This window comes from Sphingomonas sp. ERG5, assembly GCF_000803065.1.
Classification (GTDB): Bacteria; Pseudomonadota; Alphaproteobacteria; order Sphingomonadales; family Sphingomonadaceae; genus Sphingomonas.
This window is the reverse complement of record NZ_JSXI01000001.1, coordinates 75976-98904: the sequence shown is the minus strand read 5'-3', so window position 1 is coordinate 98904 and position 22929 is coordinate 75976. Positions and strand designations below refer to the sequence as shown.

The 22929-nt window shown below is 65.4% G+C and carries 21 protein-coding genes; 5 read left to right on the top strand and 16 right to left on the bottom strand.

Translation table 11 applies throughout. From position 1 onward, the window contains the following. Nucleotides 1-13 precede the first annotated feature (13 nt). Together OO12_RS00490 and OO12_RS00485 are read left to right on the top strand one after the other, a co-directional pair. Complete coding sequence (locus OO12_RS00490; RefSeq protein WP_235364620.1) at nt 14-2161, top strand: S9 family peptidase; 2148 nt, start codon at nt 14-16, stop codon at nt 2159-2161. Beyond that, nucleotides 2158-4017 (top strand): amidohydrolase family protein, encoded by a 1860-nt coding sequence (locus OO12_RS00485; protein WP_034156660.1) that lies wholly within the window; start codon nt 2158-2160, stop codon nt 4015-4017. Before OO12_RS00490 ends, OO12_RS00485 begins: the two co-directional genes overlap by 4 nt. Nucleotides 4018-4206: 189 nt before the next feature. On the opposite strand, the gene OO12_RS00480 is transcribed toward OO12_RS00485, so the two are convergent. Further along, nucleotides 4207-4818, bottom strand: coding sequence for a TetR/AcrR family transcriptional regulator (locus OO12_RS00480; protein WP_052215373.1), 612 nt, complete (start codon nt 4816-4818; stop codon nt 4207-4209). 99 nt (nt 4819-4917) lie between these two features. Here OO12_RS00480 and OO12_RS00475 point away from each other — a divergent pair, with 99 nt between their 5' ends. Then, on the top strand, nt 4918-5976 hold the full coding sequence (locus OO12_RS00475) for a saccharopine dehydrogenase NADP-binding domain-containing protein (RefSeq protein WP_034156659.1): 1059 nt from the start codon (nt 4918-4920) through the stop codon (nt 5974-5976). A 42-nt stretch (nt 5977-6018) separates the two neighbouring features. Here the strand turns inward: OO12_RS00475 and OO12_RS00470 are convergent, their stop codons facing one another. Continuing rightward, on the bottom strand, nt 6019-6654 hold the full coding sequence (locus tag OO12_RS00470; protein ID WP_034156658.1) for a hypothetical protein: 636 nt from the start codon (nt 6652-6654) through the stop codon (nt 6019-6021). A 145-nt stretch (nt 6655-6799) separates the two neighbouring features. Between OO12_RS00470 and OO12_RS00465 the strand changes: the two genes are divergently transcribed. Together OO12_RS00465 and OO12_RS00460 are read left to right on the top strand one after the other, a co-directional pair. After that, entirely contained in the window at nt 6800-7189 is a 390-nt protein-coding gene (locus tag OO12_RS00465; protein ID WP_034156657.1) for a putative immunity protein, read from the top strand. A gap of 58 nt (nt 7190-7247) precedes the next feature. Beyond that, a complete protein-coding gene (locus OO12_RS00460) occupies nt 7248-7715 on the top strand; it encodes an SRPBCC family protein (RefSeq protein WP_200887352.1) in 468 nt (155 codons plus the stop codon). Between the two features lie 371 nt (nt 7716-8086). Here the strand turns inward: OO12_RS00460 and OO12_RS00455 are convergent, their stop codons facing one another. From OO12_RS00455 to OO12_RS00390, 14 genes are all read right to left on the bottom strand, one after another. Then, a complete protein-coding gene (locus OO12_RS00455) occupies nt 8087-8935 on the bottom strand; it encodes a phytanoyl-CoA dioxygenase family protein (RefSeq protein WP_052215372.1) in 849 nt (282 codons plus the stop codon). A 21-nt stretch (nt 8936-8956) separates the two neighbouring features. Next, the gene (locus OO12_RS00450; protein WP_034156655.1) at nt 8957-10207 is read right to left on the bottom strand and encodes a dicarboxylate/amino acid:cation symporter; all 1251 of its coding nucleotides are present in this window, start codon (nt 10205-10207) and stop codon (nt 8957-8959) included. Next, entirely contained in the window at nt 10204-11772 is a 1569-nt protein-coding gene (locus OO12_RS00445; protein WP_034156654.1) for an N-acyl-D-amino-acid deacylase family protein, read from the bottom strand. Before OO12_RS00445 ends, OO12_RS00450 begins: the two co-directional genes overlap by 4 nt. Next, a complete protein-coding gene (gene dgcA, locus OO12_RS00440) occupies nt 11769-12758 on the bottom strand; it encodes an N-acetyl-D-Glu racemase DgcA (RefSeq protein ID WP_034156653.1) in 990 nt (329 codons plus the stop codon). Before dgcA ends, OO12_RS00445 begins: the two co-directional genes overlap by 4 nt. Beyond that, nucleotides 12755-13753, bottom strand: coding sequence for an N-acetyltransferase DgcN (gene dgcN, locus OO12_RS00435; protein WP_034156652.1), 999 nt, complete (start codon nt 13751-13753; stop codon nt 12755-12757). Before dgcN ends, dgcA begins: the two co-directional genes overlap by 4 nt. A 68-nt stretch (nt 13754-13821) precedes the next feature. Beyond that, entirely contained in the window at nt 13822-14706 is an 885-nt protein-coding gene (locus OO12_RS00430; protein WP_034156651.1) for a LysR family transcriptional regulator, read from the bottom strand. A 146-nt stretch (nt 14707-14852) separates the two neighbouring features. Continuing rightward, nucleotides 14853-15347, bottom strand: a complete 495-nt coding sequence (locus OO12_RS00425) for a hypothetical protein (protein ID WP_034156650.1) — start codon at nt 15345-15347, stop codon at nt 14853-14855. Between the two features lie 74 nt (nt 15348-15421). Beyond that, the gene (virB11, locus tag OO12_RS00420) at nt 15422-16417 is read right to left on the bottom strand and encodes a P-type DNA transfer ATPase VirB11 (RefSeq protein ID WP_034156649.1); all 996 of its coding nucleotides are present in this window, start codon (nt 16415-16417) and stop codon (nt 15422-15424) included. Further along, on the bottom strand, nt 16414-17505 hold the full coding sequence (locus OO12_RS00415; protein ID WP_052215371.1) for a TrbI/VirB10 family protein: 1092 nt from the start codon (nt 17503-17505) through the stop codon (nt 16414-16416). Before OO12_RS00415 ends, virB11 begins: the two co-directional genes overlap by 4 nt. Continuing rightward, the gene (locus OO12_RS26600; protein ID WP_052215370.1) at nt 17505-18188 is read right to left on the bottom strand and encodes a TrbG/VirB9 family P-type conjugative transfer protein; all 684 of its coding nucleotides are present in this window, start codon (nt 18186-18188) and stop codon (nt 17505-17507) included. Before OO12_RS26600 ends, OO12_RS00415 begins: the two co-directional genes overlap by 1 nt. A gap of 2 nt (nt 18189-18190) precedes the next feature. Further along, entirely contained in the window at nt 18191-19024 is an 834-nt protein-coding gene (locus OO12_RS00405; protein WP_082006244.1) for a virB8 family protein, read from the bottom strand. Beyond that, entirely contained in the window at nt 19021-20292 is a 1272-nt protein-coding gene (locus tag OO12_RS00400; protein WP_034156648.1) for a type IV secretion system protein, read from the bottom strand. Before OO12_RS00400 ends, OO12_RS00405 begins: the two co-directional genes overlap by 4 nt. Then, nucleotides 20292-22664, bottom strand: coding sequence for a VirB4 family type IV secretion/conjugal transfer ATPase (locus OO12_RS00395; RefSeq protein WP_034156647.1), 2373 nt, complete (start codon nt 22662-22664; stop codon nt 20292-20294). The genes OO12_RS00400 and OO12_RS00395 overlap by 1 nt, the downstream gene beginning before the upstream one ends. Beyond that, complete coding sequence (locus OO12_RS00390; RefSeq protein ID WP_034156646.1) at nt 22643-22927, bottom strand: type IV secretion system protein VirB3; 285 nt, start codon at nt 22925-22927, stop codon at nt 22643-22645. Before OO12_RS00390 ends, OO12_RS00395 begins: the two co-directional genes overlap by 22 nt. Between the last annotated feature and the right edge of the window lie 2 nt (nt 22928-22929).

The window sequence follows — 22929 nt, the reverse complement described above, 5'->3', positions numbered from 1 at the left end:
CGGGAGCAACCGTGTGCGGCTCATTCAGAGCGTTGGCGTGGCCATAACCGATGCGCATGGCTGGGCCGTTCTGCGCTTGTCGGGGGGGAGTGCGCGGGTCAGAACAGCCGGCATGGCATGGCAGGCAGCTCTTCGATTGATCGCGTGCGGGGCGGCGCTGACGCTGAGCAGCGCATCGGCCCCGGCGGAACCCGATGCGCTGGCGATCGCGCTGGCGCTTCCCGTGGCCGGCGACCTGACGGGCGCGCGCGATGCGGCGCGCTTCGCCTGGGTCGAGAATGAAGCCGGCGTGCGCAATGTCTGGGTTGCCGATCGCGGCCAGCCCGCGCGGCGAGTCACGGGCTTCGACCAGGATGACGGGCAGCAACTTTACGATGTCGTCTTGAATGCCGCCGGCACGCGCCTGGCCTTTGTGCGCGGCGGCGATGACGAGTTTCCCGACGGCGCGCTGCCCAATCCGGGCGCGGCGACCGCGACGCCGCGCCAGCTGGTGTTCGTCGGTCCGACCGATGGCGGCACGCCAGTGTCGATCGGCGACGGCCACTCGCCGGTCTTCGCGCCCGATGGCGATCGCATCGCTTATACCCGCAAGGGCGAGATCTGGCTGGCGGACGGAAACGCGAAGCCGCGCCAGCTCGCCAGTGTTGCGGGCGAGGTGACGCGACTGCAATGGTCGCCCGATGGCACGCGGCTGGTGTTCGTCGACAATCGCGACGATCACAGCTTTGTCGCCGTGCTCGACATTACCGGCGCGTCGGTCCGCTATCTCGATCCGTCGCCCGGTTTCTCGGTCGAGCCGGCCCTGTCGCCCGATGGCAAGCAGGTGGCGTTCATCCGCTATCTCGATGCCCCTTCGGGGGCGACGGCGGACAGCGGACCCTATTGGTCGCTGCGCGTCGCCGATATCGCCAGCGGCGCAGCGCGCGAATTATGGGCCGCACCCTCGGGCGACGGCGCGCGCTATAACGGGACGCGCAGCCGCAACCTGTTCTGGAACACCGACGGAAAGCTCATCTTTCCGTGGGAGCGCAGCGGCTGGCTGCACGCTTATGCGATCGACGTGGCGAAGGGCGATGAACCCCGAGACCTGACCCCGGGCGCATTCGAGGTGGAGAGCTTCCTGCCCACCCGCGACGGACGGTCGATCCTCTATGCCGCCAATGCGGGCGATCCCGATCGCAAGCATATCTGGCGCGTGCCGCTCTCCGCCGGTGCACCGGCGCGTGTGACGCAAGGGACGGGCATCGAGACCTTCCCGACACTGGGCGGCGATACGCTGGCGGTGATCGCGACCGATGTGACGCATCCGGCGCATCCGGCGCTGGTGGATCGCATGCTGACGCCGCTCGGCAGGGCGGTCGAGGCACGCGGTTTCGTCACGCCCGAAGCGGTGATCTTCACGGCCGCGGACGGCGTCGAAGTCCATGCGCAGCTGTTCCGCGCTCGCGGCGCCGGCAAGCATCCGGCGCTGATCTTCGCGCATGGCGGGCCGCGGCGGCAAATGCTGCTCGGCTTCCATTTCAGCGGCTATTATTCCAACGCCTATATCCTCAACCAGCATTTCGCCGCGCAGGGCTATGACGTGCTTGCGGTCAATTACCGCAGCGGCACCGGCTATGGCCGCGCCTTTCGCGACGCGCCCGAGATCGCGCGCGGCGGGGCGTCGGAATATCGCGACATCCTGGCCGCCGGGCGCTGGCTCGCCGCGCAGCCTCAGGTCGATCCGGCGCGCATCGGCATCTGGGGCGGCAGCTGGGGTGGCTATCTGACTGCGCTGGCTTTGGCGCGGAACAGCGACCTGTTCGCCGCCGGCGTGGATTTCCATGGCGTGCACACCATGCTGCGCCCGGTCGACAATAATCTCTCGCCCGATGCGCAGCTTGCCGCGCGCCAGTTGCAATGGAGTTCGTCGCCCATGGCGTCGATCGGGCAATGGCGCTCGCCGGTGCTGCTGATCCATGGCGATGACGACAAGAATGTCGATTTCGCGCAATCGCTGCTGCTTGCGCGCGAACTGGCGGCGCGGCGTATTCCGTTCCGCACGCTGATCTTCCCCAATGAACGCCACGCCTTTCTGCGCCACGCCAATTGGCTTGCCAGTTACCGTGCGACCGATGCGTTCCTGGCGCGGACCGTGATGCGCAAGGAGCCGTTGCGATGACCTGGCTGCGCAATTCGGTGGCGCTGCTCGCTGCGGTGGCCGGGGTCGGCGCGGCCTCGGGCGGGGAGCGCGCGACGCTGATCAGTGGTGCGCGCGTGTTCGACGGCAGCGGTGCGCCGGCGGTGGTCGAAAATGTCCTGATCCGGGGCGATCGCATCGTGGCGGTCGGCAAGCATGTGCGTGCCCCGGCGGGCAGCAACGTGATCGACGCGCGCGGCCTGACGCTGATTCCCGGGTTGCATGATCTGCACACGCATATGCGCTCGCCGGCGTTCGACGGGCCCGATGATTTGCCCAAATCCTATGCCGGCTATCTCAGCCACGGCGTGACCACGGTGAATGAATTCTCCGTATCGGGTGAAATGCTCGAACCGATCCGCGAGATGACCGGTTCCGGCGCGGTGACCGCGCCGAACCTGAAACTGGCGATCCGCTTCGGCGTGCCTGGCGGGCATGGCACCGAATATGGCTGGGGCAATTTCTTCACGTTGCAAGTGCAGACGCCGCGTGCCGCGCATCTCGCCATGGTGCGGGCGCTGACCTACAAACCCGACGTCATCAAGGTGTTCGCCGATGGCTGGCGCTATGGCCGTGGTCCGGGCCTCGACAGCATGAACCAACCGACCCTGGCGGCGATCGTGCGCGATGCGCATGCCGCCGATATTCCGGTCATCACGCACACCGTGACGCTGGCCGGCGCGAAGCTCGCCGCAGCGGCGGGCGTCGATGCGGTCGGTCACGGCGTCGGCGATGCGCTGGTCGATGACGAACTGATCGCGCTGATGAAGGCCAGGGGCACGGCCTATATCCCGACCCTGGTGGTGTATGAGCCGCAACAGGATCGCGCTTTCGAACCCGCCGAATGGCGCGCACTGCGCCCGCCCGAGCGCGCACAGGAAGAGCAAAGACTGGCGAAACCGATCGAGGCGATTCCCGAGCTCGAAGCGAAACGCTGGGCGATCATGCAGGAGAATATCCGGCGCCTGAAGGCGGCGGGCGTTCGCATTGGCGTGGGTACTGATGCCGGGATCGGCGGCGTCTATCATGGTAGCGCGACTCTCCGTGAGATCCGCTGGCTGACCCGGCTTGGCCATAGCCCCGCCGAAGCGCTGATTGCGGCGACCGCGACCAGCGCCGGTATCCTGCGCGAAGGCGCCGACCATGGCCGCATCGCGGTCGGCCAGCGCGCCGACCTGGTGCTGACCGGCGGCAAACCCGACGAGCGGATCGACGATCTCTACGATGTCCGCCGCGTGTTCGTGTCAGGCCGCGAAGTGCCGCTGAAGCCGTTGCGCACGGCGCTCGACGGCGCGGCGATGTCGCCGCTGCCGGTGCACCTTATGACCGGGCCGATCGATACCGGGGCTGGTCCTGCCGGACGCACCGACCTCGACACGCTGCCGGTGGAAAGCACCGATTCCGGTGCCGATCACAGCCATCTCGATTTCGCCCGCCCTGATCATGATGCGGATAAAAGACTGTTCATGGTCGCGCAGATGGGCTCCGCGCCCAAACCCTTTGCACAACTGATCCTGCCGTTGACCCGGGGCGCGGTGCAGCTTGCCGATGCGCGCGGCTTTACCGGCGTCGCGTTCGAGGCGCGGGGCGGGGGCCAGTACCGGCTGTTGTTCGACAGCTATGGCCTGGACAATCGCGCCGATTTCGAAGCGCCGTTCGCGGCGGATCAAAGCCGCCGCGACATCCGCATCCCGTTCAGCGCCTTTCGCAGCCGGGACGATAAAGCAGTGCTCGACCTGGCGCGTTTGCGTGCGCTGATCGTCCGGCTCGATGGCTCGCCCGACAGCAAGGCCTGGCTCGAACTGGCGAACCTCCGCTTCTACCGCGCCGATCCCTGACTTTAGAGTTTGATCCAGCTGCACTGAAGCGCGGCACCGGCCCGCTCCCCCACCCGGCCACCCATTCAGTATATTCTGTGGGTGGCCGGGTGGGGGAGCGGGCGGAGCAGCCCAAGGTTCCGGCGATGCAACGCATCGTTGGAATGGCTGTGGAGGGCGGTGCCGTCTTGCTGAATCAAACTCTAGTCCTTAGCCGGACCGGGGCGCGGCGCTGATGGTGCGCGCGATATCTTGCAGGAAGGATGCCGGGCCTGCGGCATGAAGCGTACGCCCGCTGCTCAGCGCGCCATCAATGACGATCGACAGTTGCAGCGCGAAGCGTTCGGGCTCCGCCATCCCCGTCTCCTTCGCCAGCACCGCCAGCCGCCGCCGCAGTTCCGCCTTGTGCGCAACGGCGACCTTGCGCGCGGGGTGGTCCTCATCGGCATATTCGGCCGCGATGTTGATTTGCGGACAGCCGCGATAGCCGGGCCGCGCGATACGATCGCCGATCCATTTCAGCTGCGCGTCGAGCTCCCGGGCCGGCTTGCCGGCATGGGCGGCCGACACCTCATCCCATCGCTGCCAGAAATCGCGATCCTCATTGTGCAGGAACGCTTCGATCAAATCATCCTTGGTGCGGAAATACCGGTAGAGGCTGGTCTTGGCGACGCCGGCGCGCTCGACGATCAGGTCGACGCCGATCGCGCGCGTCCCCTCGCGATAGAAGAGCTCGCCGGCCGTTCTCAGGATCCGATCCCGCACGCTCGTGGCGTCATCGCTCGGCTTGACCTGGCTTTGTGTCACTCTGTCCAACCTCATCGGTTTCGCTCGATCCTCGCACCGTACATGCGAAAGCTTGACGACGCTACAGATCTGTATCATTAAAACAGACAGGTCTGTAGCATTTGAAGGGGTGTCATGAGCAATATCGGTCAAGACAAGCGGATCGCGGTCATTGGCGCGACCGGTCATACCGGCCGCTTCGTGCTCGCCGAATTGAATCGGCGCGGCCTGGCTGCGATCCTGGTGGGGCGCGATGAACACACGCTCGCGCTGGCGGATGCCGGTCCGGACGGCGTGGTGCGGGTGGCGCATATGGACGATCCGGCATCGCTCGATGCCGCCTTGGCGGGCGCGGTGGCGGTGATCAATTGCGCGGGGCCGTTTCTCGACACGGCGATGCCGGTGATCGATGCGGCACTGCGCGCCGGCATCCCCTATCTCGACACCAATGCCGAACAGCAAACGGTGCAGGCGATCATCGCGCAACGCGACGCCGCGGCACGACAGGCGGGTGTCGTTTTACTGCCGGCTGCCGCCTTCTATGGCGGGCTGGCTGATCTTCTCGCCAGCGCGATCAATGACGAGCCGGAACCGGTCGATGAGATCACCGTCGCGATGGCCCTGGACAGCTGGCACCCGACCAGGGGCACCCGCGTGACCGGGCAGCGCAACACCGCCAAACGCCTCGTGCTGCGGCAGGGCCGGCTGGAGCCGATGCCGGACCCGGCCCCGGTCGGTCACTGGACCTTTCCGGCGCCGTTCGGACGTCAGGACATGGTCACGCTCCCGCTTTCCGAAATGATCGTGCTCGCGCATCATCTGAAGCCGCAAACGATCGATTCCTGGATGAACCAAGCACCGTTGCGCGATCTTCGCGACCCGGCGACGCCACCACCCCAGCCAAGCGATGCGCAGGGGCGTTCGGCGCAATTGTTCGCGATGGACGTGCTGGTCCGCAAGGGCGACCGCTTGCGCCGCGCGACCGCCAGCGGTCAGGACATCTACGCCATTACCGCGCCGATCATCGTCGAAGCGCTGGAGCGGCTGCTGGCCGGCGAAGCCGGCGACCGGACCGGCGTGCGCGCGCTCGGCGAGGTGTTCGACGCTCATGCCTTTTTGAGCGCGCTGGGGCCGGACACACTGCGCGTCACCTATCAGGACGTTGCTCAGTCCCTACTTGAGCGCGCGGCCTGAGTCGCAACCGAATGACAAGGCCGAACGCTTCCTCGCTGCGCGTCATTGTCGAAGAAAGCGGATCAACTGGCCGAAGCCGTAGAGAATTCCCGGAAATCCGAAACAGGCAAGCAGCGGGATTCTCTCGGACTGGGGCCCCACGCGTGAGGTGACGTAGAAAAAGCTACCAATAATCAAAGTGATGCAAGCCCATTGCAGCAAAAGGCCCCGCGCATTTTGACCCAGCGACACGTGCGAAGCATTGGCGCGCGAGATGCTCGGAGAATGCGCGGCGAGACGCTGCCAGGTCCGGGCGTCGATTTTGAGCGTCCCGTTGGTGGGATTCCCGAACGACAATTTGACCATTGGTACAAAGAAGAAGGTTTTCGCCTCCGCGCGGATTTCCCGCCATGGAACAAGGAACGGTTTCTGGAAGGGACCGAACAGGCGCGAGATGCCGACACGCAGGCCCGAGGGGCCGGCGCTCAGGGTCAATATGCCGCTCAAGGCAACGCCGGGTCCCATCGAGCCCGAGCGAGCGCGCAGCTTGAGCAAGATCGGTTGATCACTGGCGGGATAGTGCTGCTGGAGCGTGAACCATCCGGCGATCGCGCCGAGCATGGTGGTTATCATCAACCACATGCCGATGAAAAGCACTGGGAACAGGAAGATAACGAGCTGTGTCGGTTCATCGTTCATCCGCACATATTCCCAATGATACGGGTGTTCCAATGACCCGGGCTCAAAGGGTCGTCGCTGGAAACATCTTCCGTCAAGATATGATGACCTATCGGGGCAACGCGGTCGCGTACATCGGTTCGGCGGTTATGGTACTGCGTCCGCCATGAACGATCACCAGCACCTGGCCTTATGGGCGGCGGATTGCGCGGAGCGGGTGCTGGCGCTGTTCGAAACCCAGCACCCCGAAGATACCAGGGCGCGCGAGGCGGTTCGGGCCGTGCGTCTATGGCAGAATGGCGATCTGGCAATGACCGCTGCACGTATATTCGCCTTTGCCGCCCATGCTGCGGCGCGCGAGGCCGGCAGTCCCGCTGCTGCCGCCGCCGCTCGCGCGGCCGGGCATGCTGCGGCGACCGCGCATGTCGCGACTCATGCGCCGCACGCGGCGGCTTATGCGCTGAAGGCGATCGCCCTTATGGGGCAGGGGCAGGAGGCGGAACGGGACTGGCAACGCCGTCGATTGCCGCCGCATCTGCGGAACCTTGTGCCGTGACGCCGCATTCATTGAATAGCCTGCCGCAGACCGTCAGGCCTGAATCCGGGAGGTGAGTTTGAGCGCCAAACGCATTGATGCCGCATCGCGGATCATCAGGGCCTCGCCACAGGCGCTGTATCGCGCCTTTCTCGATTCCGATGCCTGGCTCATCTGGCTTCCACCTCAGGGCATGACGGGCAGTATCGAACTGTTCCAGCCATTCGAGGGCGGGCGCTATCGCATGACGCTCACTTATGACGATCCTGGTGCCGCAACATCCGGCAAGGCTTCGCCGGATTCGGATGTCGTCCGCGGTCGGTTCGTGAGGCTGGTTCCCGACCAACGTGTCGTGCAGCTGGTCGAGTTCGAGGCCGAGGACCCGGCCTTTGCGGGTGAGATGACCATGACCTGGTCGCTGACAGCGGTACCCGAGGGGACCGAGGTGCGCATCATTTGCGAGAATGTGCCCGCAGGCATCAAGCCGGAGGATCATGCCGTCGGTCTGAAATCGTCGCTCGATAACCTCGCCGCCTTTACCGAATAACCATCGCCTTTCCCTGCGGCGATCGGCGCGGGTAACACCGATTCAATGTCATTGCGGCTGGTGGCAAGGTGGCGCCGAACGGGGTGTCATCCGCGCCGCGATCCGCTCTTTCACATGACCGCAAAAAATCGAATTTTCCGCCCTGCTGTTATGGGCCGGAATGGGACGCTGTTCCGTGCTGTTCCGATGTTGTTTTCATGCTGTTAATCGATAACAGCATATTTCCCGGCAAGCGATTGAGAACAAGGTGAAATTTTTGGTCGAAAATCCAACTTAACAGCATCGGAAAAATTCGGGTCGAAATAACAGCAAAAACAGTATCGAAACCGCTCGCGACTCGGGTCCGCCCAACACGCGACCGATGGCCGATTCTAAACGTAATGCGGTTCGCCGCGCTCGTGCAGTTCCTCATAATGAACCAGCGCCGGTTCCGGACCCAGCGGCACGGGCTCGCCATTGCGGAACGCCCATTCGCCGCGATCGCAATCCTCGGCACGAACATAGCCGTTGATGTACAGGCGACGGCGATGAGTCGATCGATTGGTGCCCGATCCGTGGACCAGATAGGGGCTCCACAGCGCGAGATCGCCCGGATCGAGCACCACGTCGATCGCATCCTCGGGCGCCAGGCCGGCCGACAGCAGCGCGGAATCGGTCATCGAACGGCCAAGCACTTCGACCGCCGAATCCAGGTCGAGATTGCCGCGCAGATGACTGCGGGGAATGAAGCTCATACAGCCGGAGTCGCGCGTGTGTGGGTCGATCGCAAGGCCGGTCTGGATGTAGGACGTGCCGAGATGGCGATAGGCGGCGTCGGGCTTGCGAAAGCGCGAATCCTGATGCCAGGCGAAATCGCCCTGGCCGCCCGGCACTTTCCAGTGAAGCTGGTTGATGATCTGCTTCAGGTCGCGCCCGATCAGCGGCTCAAGAATCCGGGCGATGCGGCGATCCGTGCGCACTTCATTGAGCACGGCCTGATGATAGGAGGGCCATTGCACCATCCGCACGATCGGATCGCCCCCGTTGTCGCCGCCACCGTCCGCGACATTGTAGAACAGGTTGCCGTGCCGGAAGCTGCGGCCATGCCGCACGCCCTCGGCATGGACCTGATCGACCGCCGCGCCGATCGTTTCGATCTCCGCGGGGGTGAACACGCCGCGCACGATCGCATAGCCATCACGATGATAGGCGGCGATGTCGTCCTGATCGGTGTTCGCCATGGCGCTCCTCCCGTCGATGGTTCAGTCGTCGCGCCGCGACCGGTAGATGGCCTCGTCAAGCTCGCCTTCCCAACGCGCGACCGTGGTCGCGACGGCCAGATTGGCGCTTGCGCTCGGTACGGTGCGGGTCATGTCGAGCAGCCGGTCGAACGGCAGCACGAAACCGACCACCAGCGCGGTCTGCTCGGGCGGGATGCCGACCGCCGACAGCACGGCGGCAAGCATGAACAGCGAGGCGGACGGAACCGGCGCGGTGCCGAATGCGGCCAGCGCGCCGGTGAGCAGGACCAGGCCATAGACGCTGGGCGTGAGCGGCGTGCCGAACGCCTGCAGCGCGAACAGGCTGAGCAGGCCGACATACATTGCCGTCCCATCCTTGCCGATGCTCGCGCCGAGCGGGAGCACGGTCGAAAAGACTGGCCGGCCGACCCCGAGATTACCCTCCGCCACGCGCATCGCGACGGGCAGGGTCGCCGAGCTGGATGCGGTCGAGAAGGCAATGACCAGCGCGTCGACAATGCCACGGAAGAAGGGCAGCACGGGCAGGCGCGCGGCGAATTTCAGCAACAGGCTGTGCACCACCAGGATCTGGATCAGCGAGCCGAGGACCACGGCGAGTGCGAGCCAGCCGACATGCACGAACACCGCCGCGCCATTGGCCGCGACCGCGCCGGCGATCAGCGCGAACACGCCGAACGGGGTCGCCTCCATCACGATGCCGACGATCTTGAGCAATACGGCCGAGGTCGATTGCAGCAGCGCGGCGAGCGGCTTGCCCGCCTCGCCTGAAATGACCGTGCCGACCCCGAACAGGATCGCGACGAAAATCAGCGCGAGCATGTCGCCCTTGGCCAGCGCATCGACGATGTTGAGCGGGATGATCCCGATCAGCTGATCATAGGGCGTGACCGGGTTGCCGAGCGGATGCGCGACGGCGGTGCCGAGCGGCGCGCCGATGCCGGGGCGGACGAGCGTCGCGACCAGCATGCCGACCGACATGGCGATTGCGGTGGTGAAGGCGAACAGGCCGATGGTCTTTGCACCCAGCCCGCCCAGCCGCTTGGGATCGGCAAGCGATGTTATGCCCGAGGCGATGGTGACCAGCACGATCGGCGCGACCAGCATGCGGATCGCGCGCACGAACAGATCGCCCATGAACGCGACCGCCGGCGTCGCCGTTGGCCAGACGAGCGCGAAGATCAGGCCAAGCGCCAGCGCGCCGAGCACGCGCTTCCACAATGCGATTGCGAACCAGCCGCGAAGCAGAGTCAAGAGCAGCTTCCCGGCGTCGGTTTGTGCGGCAAGGCGCGTCCGGCGGCGCGGCGTGTCAGCACGCCATTGTCGACCGCGAGCACGCCATTGACCAGCACGGTGCGCACGCCGACCGTCAGCAGCGTCGGCTGCTCATAGGTCGCGCGGGGCGCATAGCTTTTGGGATCGAACACCACGACATCGGCGAACGCGCCGGGCTTCAGATGCCCGCGCCCTTCGAGATGGAAGGTGTCGGCGGCCAGCGCCGAACTCCGCTCGATGAACTCGCGCAGCGTCAGCACCTTATCGGCGACGACATATTTGGCGTATTTGCGTGCATAGGTCGCATAGACGCGCGGATGCCCGGTCGAGGCATCGGAACCGGTCATCACCCAGGGCTGCTTCATGAATGCGGCGATGTCGGGTTCGATCTGGTTGAACGACGCGACCGACGGATCGCCGATACGGATCACGGCGATGGCGGCGGTGAGCGGATCTTCTTTCCGCGCCTTGGCGATGTCGGCCAGGGTGCGGCCCTTGAACTGGCCTTCGGTGATCAGCAGTGATGCCGCGCCGCCGCGCTTGCGCAGCGTCTCGGTCATGCCGGTGCGCAGCTTCCCGGCAAGCTTGGGATCGTCGAACCGCTTGAGCAGTGCGGCGCGTCCGCCATCCTGCGCCCAGAGCGGGATCAGCGATGCGGTCAGGCTCGTGCCCGATGCCGACCAGGGATATTGGTCGGCAGTGACGTCCTGGCCGGCGCTGCGCGCGGCCTCGACCTTGGCGATGATCGCCGCGGCTTGGCCCTGAACGTCCACGCCAAGCGCCTTGATGTGTGAGATGTGCACCGGCAGCTTGCCCTCGCGCCCGATCGTGATCGCTTCGTCGATCGCTGCGGCAAGGCCGACCGTGTAGCTCGATTCATCGCGGATATGGCTGTCATATATACCGCCATGCCGGCCCGCTTCGGCAGCGATCGCCACCACTTCATCCGTCTTGGAAAAGCTTTGCGGTGCATAGAACAGACCCGTCGAAAGGCCCATCGCTCCCTGGCACATCGCGGTCGCGGTCAACGCTTTCATCTGCGTCAGTTCGGCGGCGGTGGGCGCGCGGTCCGCCGCGCCGACCACTTTCGAACGCAGCGCGCCGAACCCGACATAGGCGGCAAAGTTGATGCCGACCGGTTTCACCGCGACACTGCCCAGCACCTTGGCGACATCGGGGTCGCCGCCGCCGTCATTGCCGATAAAGGCGGTGGTCACGCCCTGCATCAGGAAAGCGGGGATCAGGCGCGTTCCCGGGTCCCTGGCGACCAGCGCGTCGCCGATATGCGTGTGCGGGTCGATGAAGCCGGGCGCGACGATCATGCCGGTCGCATCGATGACGCGCTTGGCGGTCACGTTGGCATGAGCATCGACGACGCGGATACGGTCGCCGCTGATCGCCACATCGCCGACGAACGGCGCGTCCGACCCGGTATAGACGGTGCCGCCGCGGATCAGCACATCGACATTCTGCTGTGCCGGTGCAGCGGAGCAGGCGCTCGCGGCGATCGTCGCCACAGCCAGGATGCGCGCGGTGCGGTTCATAAATTTCCCCAAAAGCCTGTCGCCGGCGGGGCGAGCATGCCGCTCTCGTCCGTGACACCGCCCGCGCGATCCTCCTTGAGCCAGATCGGGCCGTCAAGGTCGACGAAATCCGACAGGCGCGCGATGTGCAGGGCAGGGGCGATCGAGAGCGAGGAGCTGACCATGCAGCCGGTCATTAGCCCCAGCCCGCGCGCCCGCGCCGCCTGCGCGAGGTCGAGCGCGGCGGTCAGCCCGCCGGCCTTGTCGAGCTTGACATTCACATGGCTGTAGCGGCGCGCGATGAGGTCGAGATCGGCGGTGACATGGACCGACTCGTCAGCGCAGATCGGCACGGTCGATGTAAAGCCCTCGAGCCAGGCATCGGCATCGGCCGGGACCGGTTGTTCGAGCAGCGCAACCCGGGCATCGATCAGCACCGGCTGCAGCGCTTCGACCAAGGCCTGATTCCAGCTCTCATTGGGGTCGACGATCAGCGCGGCCTTGGGTGCCGCATCTCGCACGGCACGGATCTGTGCGGCAGGGTCGTTGGCATCGACCTTGATCTTGAGCAGCGGCGCGTCGGCCAGCGCGACAGTGGCGCGGGCCATCGCTTCGGGCGTATCGATGACGATGGTCAGCGCGCTTGCCAGCCGCTGCGGTTCCGGCGCCCCGATCAGGCTCGCCACGCTCTTGCCCGACTGCCGCGCTTCCAGGTCCCACAAGGCGCAATCGATCGCGTTGCGGGCGGCGCCTGGGGGAAGCAGCGAGAGCAGGGATTGCCGGTCGGCACCGGCTTCGATTGCCGTCCTCACGCCTTCGATCGCGGCCAGCGCGCTCTCGATGCTCTCGCCATAGCGCGGATAGGGGACACCCTCGCCGCGGCCGATCGTGGCGCCATCGCTGATCGTCACCGTCACCACATCGGCGGCGGTCTTGACCCCGCGCGCGATACGGAACGGCGCGATCAGGTCGAACCGGTCATGCTGCGCGTGGAGCGTGCGGCTCATTGCAGCAATCGGTCGATCACGCCCTCGACGCCGAAGCGCATCGGATCGGTGCAGGGCAGGCCTTGCTCGTCCGCGGTCGCGTCGCACAGCGCTCGTGCCGTTTCGAGGTCCATCGCCGACGTATTGAGGCAAATGCCGACCGCGCGTACCGCCGGGCTGGTCAGTCGCGCGACCTGCAGGTTCATCTCCAGGCATTCCTTGATGCCGGGCAGTTTGCGTCCTGGAATACCGCGCATATGGCGGCGAACCGGATCATCGCACAACACGATCGCTTCGGGCTGGGCACCGTGCAGCAAGCCGGTCGAGACACCGGCGAAGGACGGATGATAGAGCGAACCCTGGCCTTCGATCACATCCCAGCCGCCATCGCCGCGCGCCGGGGCGAGCTGCTCGATCGCGCCCGAAATGAAATCGGCCACGACGGCGTCGACCGGCACGCCGCTGCCCGCGATCAGGATGCCGGTCTGCCCGGTTGCGCGGAAACTGGCGATCACGCCGCGCGCCTGCAACGCCTGAGTGAGCGCGATCGTGGTGTACATCTTGCCGACCGAACAATCGGTGCCGACCGTCAACAGGCGATGCCCGGTGCGGGCATAGCCGGTGCCGACGATCAGGTCCGCCGGCGGGTCGCGCACATCGAACAGCTGCAACCCGCGTTCCTCGGCCAACGCGGCAAGGCGCGGTACGTCGCGCAGACGCTGGTGCAGGCCGGCCGCGATGTTCATCCCGGCTTCGAGAGCAGCGGCGGCGTCGGCGATCAAATCGTCGCCCATCGTGCCGCCCGAATTGGCGATGCCGAGCACGAGCGTGCGCGCACCCGCAGCCGCGCCCTCCGCCATGGTCATGCGCGGCAAGTCGAGCGTGAAGGGGCAGTCATCGTAGCGGAACTCGCCGACACAGGCGTCGCGGCGGAACACGGCGAGACCGCGCGAGGTCTTGATGCCGACCGGGTCGGTGCTGTGACCGAGGTAAAGCAGATAAGGGGAAGGGATCATCTGCAGGATGGTATCCTCGCCTTGTTCGTCTCCGGCATAGTGAGTGAAAGGCTGGCTATAGCCTCGCGTTATGGCGTGTCGATCACGCGGGCGAGCATGTTGAGGAAGTCGGTGGCCAGTGCGGTCGGCGGTCGGTTGACCAGGAACATGGCGTGCACGTCGAAAGTCAGTTGCGGCTTGAGCGGCCGGATCGACAGGCCGGGGGCGAGCGATGCCTGCGCGGTGAAGCTGTCGACCACGGTCATGCCGACACCTTGCCGTACCAGCGCGGCGGCGATGTAGAAGGTGCGCGCGGACACCACTTCGTCGAGCTCTAGGTCGAGCCGCTGCAGCTCCTGGGCAAAGAGATGACCGATCGGGCCGCTGCCCGCGAGGCTGATGAAACGTTGCCCGCGCAGCGCTTCCAGCTCCACTCTTGGCGGCGCGTCGGGCATGTCCTGCTCGCGGTACAGCACGACCAGTTCGCCTTCGCCGAGCCAGCGATGGCTGATCGGCGTCGCCGGCGGGACTTCGAAGGCCAGCGCGATATCGGTCTCGCGCTCATAGAGTTTGCGCAGCAGGTCATCGTGATGGACGGTCTGCAGGTCGAAGCGCACCTTCTCATGGCTGCGCAGGAAGCGTGATACCGCCGTCGGCAGCGCATCGAGCGCGAGCGAGGGCAGCGCGGAGATGCGCAGCATCCCGGTCGCTCCGCGCTTCAGGTTCCGCCCAGCCTCGCGCAGTGCATAGACGCGGTCCTGGATTTCGCTGACCTCGCTGAACAGCGTATGCGCGTCTTCGGTCGCGACCAGGCCGCCATTGGTGCGCTGGAACAGCGGGAAGCCAAGCAGCGATTCAGCGTGACGCAGCATCTTGGATACAGAGGGCTGCGACACGTTGAGTGCTCGCGCGGCGGCGCTGACCGAGCCGTTGACGTACACGGCGTGGAAGATTTCGATATGGCGCAGGTTCATGGGCGACCGCCTTTGGACATGCGCCCAGGCTATCGTGATTTGCGAGGAAGGGAAACGATCAGCTTATGGCCCGGATGAGTATTGCCTGCCGCTCCCGGCAGGAAGCGGCAGAAAGCATGGCGGTTAGTGCTTCAGTGAAAAAGCGCTCAGCCCTCGGCGCCCACGATGCGGAGATGGTCATTGCCATGCGCCATCTTCTTCAGGCCAGGCAGGGCGGTCATCATGTCGGCGATCATCGCGTCGCGCCCGGCGAGCGACAATGCACCGCCGGTCGCCTTCAGATCGGGCGCAATGGCGAGATAGCCGGCCAGCGCATGGCGGCGGACTTCGTTCTCGGTCTCGGCGTCGAGCGCGTTGCCCTTGGGCATGACCAGCACGACGTTAAGGTTGGTCTTGCCACGCGGCTGCGCGAAATAGCCGTCGATGATCTTGCCGCCGCTAAGGGCATATTGGCCCTTATAGGCATTGATGCGTGCATCCGAAGGGTCAATCGTCGCGGCCATTGCCGGAGCCGCAACGCCGCCGATTGCCGACGTCGCGATCGGCGCGACCGCCATTCCGGCGACAACTTTGCGACGATTGATCGGCTTCGCGGCGAGTTGCTCCACCGACGAGGTTACGAGATCAGTTTCGTTCGACATGCTGGCCCCCAAAATGTCGCCACTATGGCTATATCGACAGCGTAACGACAGATCCTGATGGTTACAACCATATCCTAGCGCGCGAGCATCACCTCGGTGATGTGGCGGCGGCCATTGCTGCGTGCGAGCTGTACGAAGACATCGACCGTGCTGCGGACATAATGGTGCACATCCTCGCGGCCGAGTTGCGTACCGGTCTGCAGCACCAGCAGGGTGATCTGCTCGATCGCGCGTTGGGTGCTGTCGGCATGGACGGTGGTCAACGAGCCCGGATGGCCCGTATTGACCGCGCGCAGAAAGGTATAGGCTTCGCTGCCGCGCAACTCGCCGACGATGATCCGGTCGGGCCGCATGCGCAGCGACGCCGCGAGCAGATCGTCGGCGGTCACTCGTGCCTCGCCCAGGTCGCCCCGCGCCGCGAGCAAGCCGATCGCATTGGCGTGGCGCAGGTTGAGCTCGGGCGTATCCTCGATCAGGATCAGTCTTTCCTCGGGCGGAATCTCGCGCAGCAATGCATTGAGGAACGTGGTCTTGCCGGTGGATGTGCCGCCGGACACCAGGATATTCTTGCGCGACTTGACCGCCAGCGACAGCATCGCGGCGATGTCACGGGCATCGAGCAGGGCCGCCAATCTCTCGTCGATCTCGCTGCGCACCGAAAGATCGCCGCGCCTGGTGTCGGCAAACGCGCCGGTCGTGACATAATCGTCGAGCGTCAGGTCGGGCGAGACATGCTTGCGGATCGCCAGTGCCAGGCCGGACCGGGTGGCCGGTGGGATGACGATCTGTACACGTGCGCCGTCGGGCAAGGACGCGGAGAGCAAGGGATGTTCGCGGCTGATCCCCTGGTTGGACAAGGCCGCGATCTGGCGTGCGAGTCGCGCGAGCGTCGCTTCGTCCAGGCCCGGCGCATTGTGGCGATCGATCGCGCCGGTGATGGTTTCGATCCACACTTCGCCCGGGCGGTTGATATAGATGTCGGTGATGTCGGGCCGGCTCAGATAATCGGCGAGCGGCGCGAGATAGCTGTGCAGATAAAGTGGCCGATCGCTGGCGGCAGCCGCGTTCACCGTCGGCCCTCGACGCCTGTGAAGTCGAGGTCGCGCGCCACGAACACGCCGATCGCGGTGCCCTGTTTGACGCGTAGGGTCGGCTGAATCTGCGCGCCGTTGGTCAGCGATGCGGTGCTGTTCTGCACGGCGCCGGGCAGCGCGACGACCAGGGCGGAATTCTTGCCGCCGACAGACCGCGAGGCGACGTTGACGCCGATGTCGAGCGCCGACTGAAGGATCGCCGCGCCGAAGCGCTGGAAGAAATGACTGTTGACCTTGCCCTTGATGCCGACCTGGCCGAGCGGGTCGGCCGCGGGCGAATTGAGCGCGATCGTTACGCCATCGGGTCGCACCAACCGAGTCCACATGACCAGCGCGCGGTTCTGGCCGGGTTGCAGGTCGGCCTTGTACTCGCCGATCAGGCGGCTGCCGCGCTGGATCAATACCTTGCTGCCGTCGAAGCCGCGGACATCGGTCTGCACCAGCGCCCGCGCGAGGCCGGGCCGGGTCGAATCGAGCGCGGTCTCAAGCACAGCGGGGATCAGCGCACCCTGCGGCACGGTGGTTGCGCGATTGCGCATATAGCCGGCACGCACCCCGGCGCCGGCAATGCCGCCGGCACTCGCTGCGGGATCGGCGGCGGGTGCAGGTGGCTCGGCCGTGCCGAGATCGACCACCAGGACCGGATCTGCCGCATTGCGCACGACCGGAGGGGTCGGGGGCACCGGCATCTGCTGCTGCATGGGCGGACCTGGTTGCGGTACATAGACGATGCGCGGCTGGGCCGGCGCCACACTGGATGGCGGCGGCGCTGGTGCGGTGAGCGGTTGTACGACGACCGGGGCCGGGACGGGTGGGACATAGAGCGGTGCGGGCTGCAGTGCCGCGCCACCCGAGAGATCGGATGCGCGCGCCTTGGTTGCGGGCGCGGACAGCGAGCGGCGGCGGCCGTCCAGGATCGTGAACAACAGCACCGCGGCGATGACGACGCCTGCGGCGATCACCCATATCGGCAAACCGGACGACGGCTTGGCGACGATCGGCCGGACATCGGCTTCGCGATCGCCGGAGAGGCGCGGATCGCCCCCTGAGGCTCTGGTTGCCATCACTTCTTCGCCTTGATCCGCTCGGCGCGCGCGACCTTCTTGTCGAAACGGAAGACCAGTTTTTGCTGCACGCTATCAATGACATATTCCCCGTCGCGCATTGCGCCATCGAGCAATGTCTCGTTCTTTCTCGAATCGATCGCGAAGACCGCGGGCAAGGCGCGATCCGTGGGCCAGGCGATGAACGTCTTGGCACCATCGTCATCGATGGTGGTCGGCCAGATATCGCGCGCGCCGCTCAGCTTGTAGCGCCCCGGCTGGGCCGCCACCGCGGTGGCGATCGTCGCCACTGCAGGAATGGGATAGGTAAAGCGCACGATGAAGGCCATGTCGGGCAGCGGCCCATAGAGCGGGAGCAATTCGAACGTATAGCTTCGTGCATCGGTCACCACCGTCATGTTGGTCGACACGCCGTTCTGCAGTGCCTTGATGAACAGATGGTCGCCGCGCTTGTTGGGTGTCACCTGCCACGCGCCGCTATCGCCGATCGCGACATTCTCGATCCGCTCGCCGGCGCCGAATTCGATCGTCAGCTGATAGCCGTTCGCCACCTGCAGGGAGACGACCTGCGCGGCGTCATAAGCGACCGTCTGGATACGGGGATCGCCCGGGCCGGGAACGGGGCGCGTTTGCGCGCTCGCGGCGATTGGCGCGGCGAGCAGGCAGCAGAGGAGCAGGATCAACCTCAAGGGACGATCTCGATGCCTTGTGGGCGTCTGTTCGACATTGGAGCTTGAGGCGGGAATTGGGGTGCCGGAGTATAGCCCTGTACCGTATTCCCGACCGCCCCCGTGGTTTGCGGGTCATCGCCGGCGACCGGCACGGCGGGATCGGTCGCCGGCAGGTTTTCGGCGTCACGGCGATAGCGCACGACCTGGAAGCCAAGCGGATTCACGAAGCGGTCTTCGCGCTGCATCGGTTCGCCCGAGAAGCGATAACGGATGATCGATACCCAGGCCTGAGCCGGTTTCGGTTGTCCGACCGCATCGCGGCGCTGCGTTTCGAAGCGGACGAGCGCCGAGTTGTTGCCGAGCGGCGAAATGCTCTTCACGCGAGTGGAGATAACGGTCGAGCGCGGCAACCGCGCGAGCGGACTATCGGGGTTGGCGACCTGCACGCTTGAGACATAGTCCGATCGCGCCTGATCGGCGGACCAAAGCGATGCCTTGCGGTAATTGGATTGCAGCGCATCGATGTCGAAGCTTTCGCGCGCAATGACATATTGCACCAGGAAGGACTGGGTCAGCGCCTTGTCCGGCGCGATCGTCGCCGCGTCGAGCGGCTTTAGCGTTTCGACGAAGCCCGTGTTGCGATCGACCAGCAAGGTATAGGGGACGACGGTCTTGAGCGGCATCAGCACGATCAGCGCAATGCCCTCGACCAGCGCCACCGCTGCGGCGACCGATGCGACGATCCAGGCCGTCTTGCGCGACCCGCGCAACGCTTCCTGCTGGTCGTTGGCCCAGCTTTCGGCCGCTTTGTAATAGCCTTCGCGTGGTATCTTTGTGTTCTTGTTCATGCGTTCCCGTCCCGCCGCGCGGCCCCCGCCGATACGCGTCCCTTGGTTCGGCGGCGATAGCTTTGGCCGAGCGGCGTCGCCGTCGCCACCGGAATGTCACGCGATACGGCCTGGCTGCCGACTCGCGCACCGATCTGCGTTACCGGTGGCGGCGATCCAGCGCTTTCGCGCCGCTGGCTCGCTGCCACGGCATCGGCAATGGCGATCGCGCGCGAACGGGGTTCATCGGCGGCGTTTGAATGACTGCCCGGTGATGCCAGCCCACGGCGTCCCTCCAGTCCGCCAAGCGCGTCGGCCAGCCGCGTGGGCATCAGGCGCCAGCTATCGGGAATGCGGAATCCGTGTGCGACACGCGCCGTCGCGATCAGGGCGGCAATCAGGGTCAGCCCGAACACCAGGGTCATCACCAGCAACTCGACGGGCGCGGCGGGCGTTGCGATATCGAGATTGCGCTGGGCAAGGACATTGGCCAGCCAGGGTTCGATCAGCGCGAGCTCGACGCCCAGGATGATCGCTGTGGACAGCGCGCCGAGCGTGGCGCCAACCACGCCGCGAATCCAGCCTTCGAACAGGCCACGAGTCGCATCGAACAGCAGGAACAGAGCAAACAAAGGCCCCAAAGCGAGCAGCAGGCCGGCAACCAGGCGCACTGAGGCGAAGGCGGCGATCGCGCCGGTAAGATAGAGAGTGCGCGCCTGACCCAGACGGTCATTATCCTTGGCCGGATCCCAGCGCGGCCGCTGCAGGCTCCTTTGCAGGCGTTGCTGTTCCTGCTGCTGTTGTTGCGGGGTCAACGCCTGGGTTGGTCCGGCGATGACGTCGGTGTTGTCGGGCTTGCCCGCGCCAAGTGTGATCAGCGCGGCGATCCCATTGTCGACGCCCTGCAATCGGCTGACCAGGCCGCCATCGGATCCAGGCAAACCGGCGGGCTGGCCGATATTGGCGGCAAGTTGCGCAGGGCCGTGCATCGCGACGTCATAGGCCAGGGTGCGAAAAGCAGGCCAGCTTGTCGCGAGCACCAGCACGAGCCCCATCTTGACCACGGCCGTCACGCCATCGCGCGCATCGGGCGTCTGTCCCAGGATCATCCGATAGCCGAACATCGCGATAAAGATCGTCAGCACGCCGGTGAGCAGCAGCGAGATGCCCGACCCCGGTGTCGCCAGTGCTTGATAGCCGCTCTGGCCGACCGCCTGAGCCTGGCAGTCGACATAGTTGAGCACGCCCGACAGGAAGGCGCCGCCGGAATAGAGTGAGGGGCAAGCCATCAGGCGCGCTCCAGCAATCGCGGGATCCAGTCGGCAGGATCGTCGCCGTTCGCTTCGCGTATCTCGTCGAGCAACCGGACGGTGCGCTCGCGGCCCGACAAAATGGTCAGCAGGTCGCGTTCGCCGGTCAGGTTGAGCCGCGCCACGACACTATCGGTGCCGTGCTTGACCAGGAAGCAATGCGCATCGTCGGGCAGCGAGCGCACCAGTTCATATTCATGCGGCGTCAAGCCGAAACCATCGACATAGTCGCTCGCCCGCGCCTTCGGATTGGTCATGAAGATCTGCGTCGCGGCCTGTTCGATGATCGCGCTGGCGATCTTGCTTTCGAGCGCGTCCTGCGCGCTTTGCGTCGCGAAACCGACAATGCCGTTGCGCTTGCGGATGGTCTTTTCCCAATCCTTGATGCGGCGCACGAACACCTCGTCATCAAGCGCTTTCCACCCTTCGTCGACGACGATAATTGCGGCCGTACCGTCGAGCCGTTCCTCGACGCGGTGAAACAGATACATCATCGCCGGGGTCCGCACCGTCGGATCGTCGAGTATCGCCGTCATGTCGAACCCGACCGCTTCGGCCGAAAGATCGGTCAGGTCTCGCTCATTGTCGAATAGCCAGGCGCGCTCACCATCACCCCACCAGGGACGGAGTCGCGACCACAAGTCGGCGGCATGCGGGCGATGTCCGCCGCGGAACAGCTCCGCGAGATGGCGCAGGCGGCGATGCTCGACCGGTTGGCCGAAATTGGCGTCGATCGCGTCCTTGATCTTGGCGACATCGTCGATGTCGGCTCCCCCGACGAGCATCGCGACCCAGTCGATCAGGAACTGGCGATTGGCCGGATTGTCGTCGATCTGCAGCGGATTAAGGCCCGACGCGATGCCGGGGCGCAACAGGTCATAGCGCCCGCCGATCGCGCGGATGAACAATTCCGCACCGCGATCCTTGTCGAAGAAGATGATGCGCGGGCGAAACTTGCGCGCCTGGGCGAGCAGGAAATTGAGCACAACTGTCTTGCCCGAACCGGACGGGCCGATAACGGTGAAATTGCCCAGGTCGCCCTGATGGAAATTGAAATGATAGGGGCCTGCGGCCGTCGTTTCGAGCAAGGTCACCGCATCGCCCCAGTGATTGCCCTGGGCACGGCCGAGCGGGAAATTATGGCTGCTCGCCAGCCCGGCGAAATTACCCGTCGAGACCAGACCGCGTCGCGCGATATATTTGAAGTTGCCAGGGAATTGCGCCCAGAAGGCGGGCTCCAGCGCAATTTCCTCGCGCACCGCGATAATGCCCAGATCGGCGAGCGATGCCTGCACCTCGGCCACGCCATTATCGACATCGGCGGGCGAAGCGCCGCGGACCGCGACGGTCATGTGATGTTCGCCATAACCGGCTCGGCCGGCGGCGACCTCGTCCTTGGCGCTGGACAGTTCGGCACGCAGGCTGACGGCCTCGTCTTCGGCCGATTTCATCCGCCGCATCGCCAGGTTCATCTTGCCGAGCGCGGCCTGGCGATCGACGAAACCGAAGCTTTGCGACACGGTCAGTTCAAACGGCAGCCGCAACAGCTCGTCGAGCATGCCGGGTGCGGTCTGGCCGGGATAATCCTTGATCGACACCATGCCGACAAAGCTGCGCGGCGTGGCACCGGCGGGGGCCAGCTCGATCGTGTCCTGACCGAAGCTGATGCGGCGATAAGGCAGATAATCGCCGGCGTCCTGCATCGGCAGCAGCACTGGACGCATCTCGCCATTGTACAGCGAGGAGAGGAATTCCAGCGGTTCGGAACAGGGACCTTGCGGTGTGTCATATACGCCAAGCAGGCGTGGCGCATAGCTGCCGAGCTGTGCGAGCAGCGCGTCGCGCGCGGCATCGAGCTGGCGCACCTCATGGATCGATTCGTCGTCCGCTGTGGTGATCGTCCGGCCGAGCAGCCCGCGAACCCGATCGGCGATGCCGACCCGGCCTTGCAGCGGCCGTCGGATCAGCGTCAGGAACAGTTCATTGACATAGAGTTGTTTGGCCGACAGCCGCGCGCGCCAAGCGGCGTCGAGCTGTTCGGAAAAAGGGTCGGGGAATTCGGCGCTCAGATCGGTCTCGACGCGCCGCCGCACGACATGATGGTTGAGCGCGAAGCGCGACGATCCGATCGCCTGCAGCATCGCATTGCGCAGCGTCTTGCGGTAATTGATTTCCTCGGTGTCGGCGGTTTCGAACAACAGGCCGCGCAGATGGATTACCTGCATCAGCATCCCGTCGCGCGTCGCGATCGTGTGATCGTCAACATGGCGCGCATAAGGGAGGTGATGGCCGGCCGGTTTTTCTCGCGCTGCCGCCTTTGGGTCCTGGCTCAGGGGCGGTAGGAGTTGCATCGCCAGATCGCATGGTTGCGGACGCGCGGGCAGCGCGACACGCGTGTCAGCCAGAGGTCGAAGATGCGCGGTTCGCGCAGGCACAGCAGCACGCCCGCGATATGGACGACCAGCGCCACCGCCAGCACCCAGATCGAATGGAAGATCAGGAACAATTCCGTGGCGACGACCGCGTTGACCACGAAATAGCTATAGGTGACGCCGGCGAACATCTGCGGCCGGGTGAGGGCGACGAACACCGTATCGCGTTCCAGCCCGTTCACCG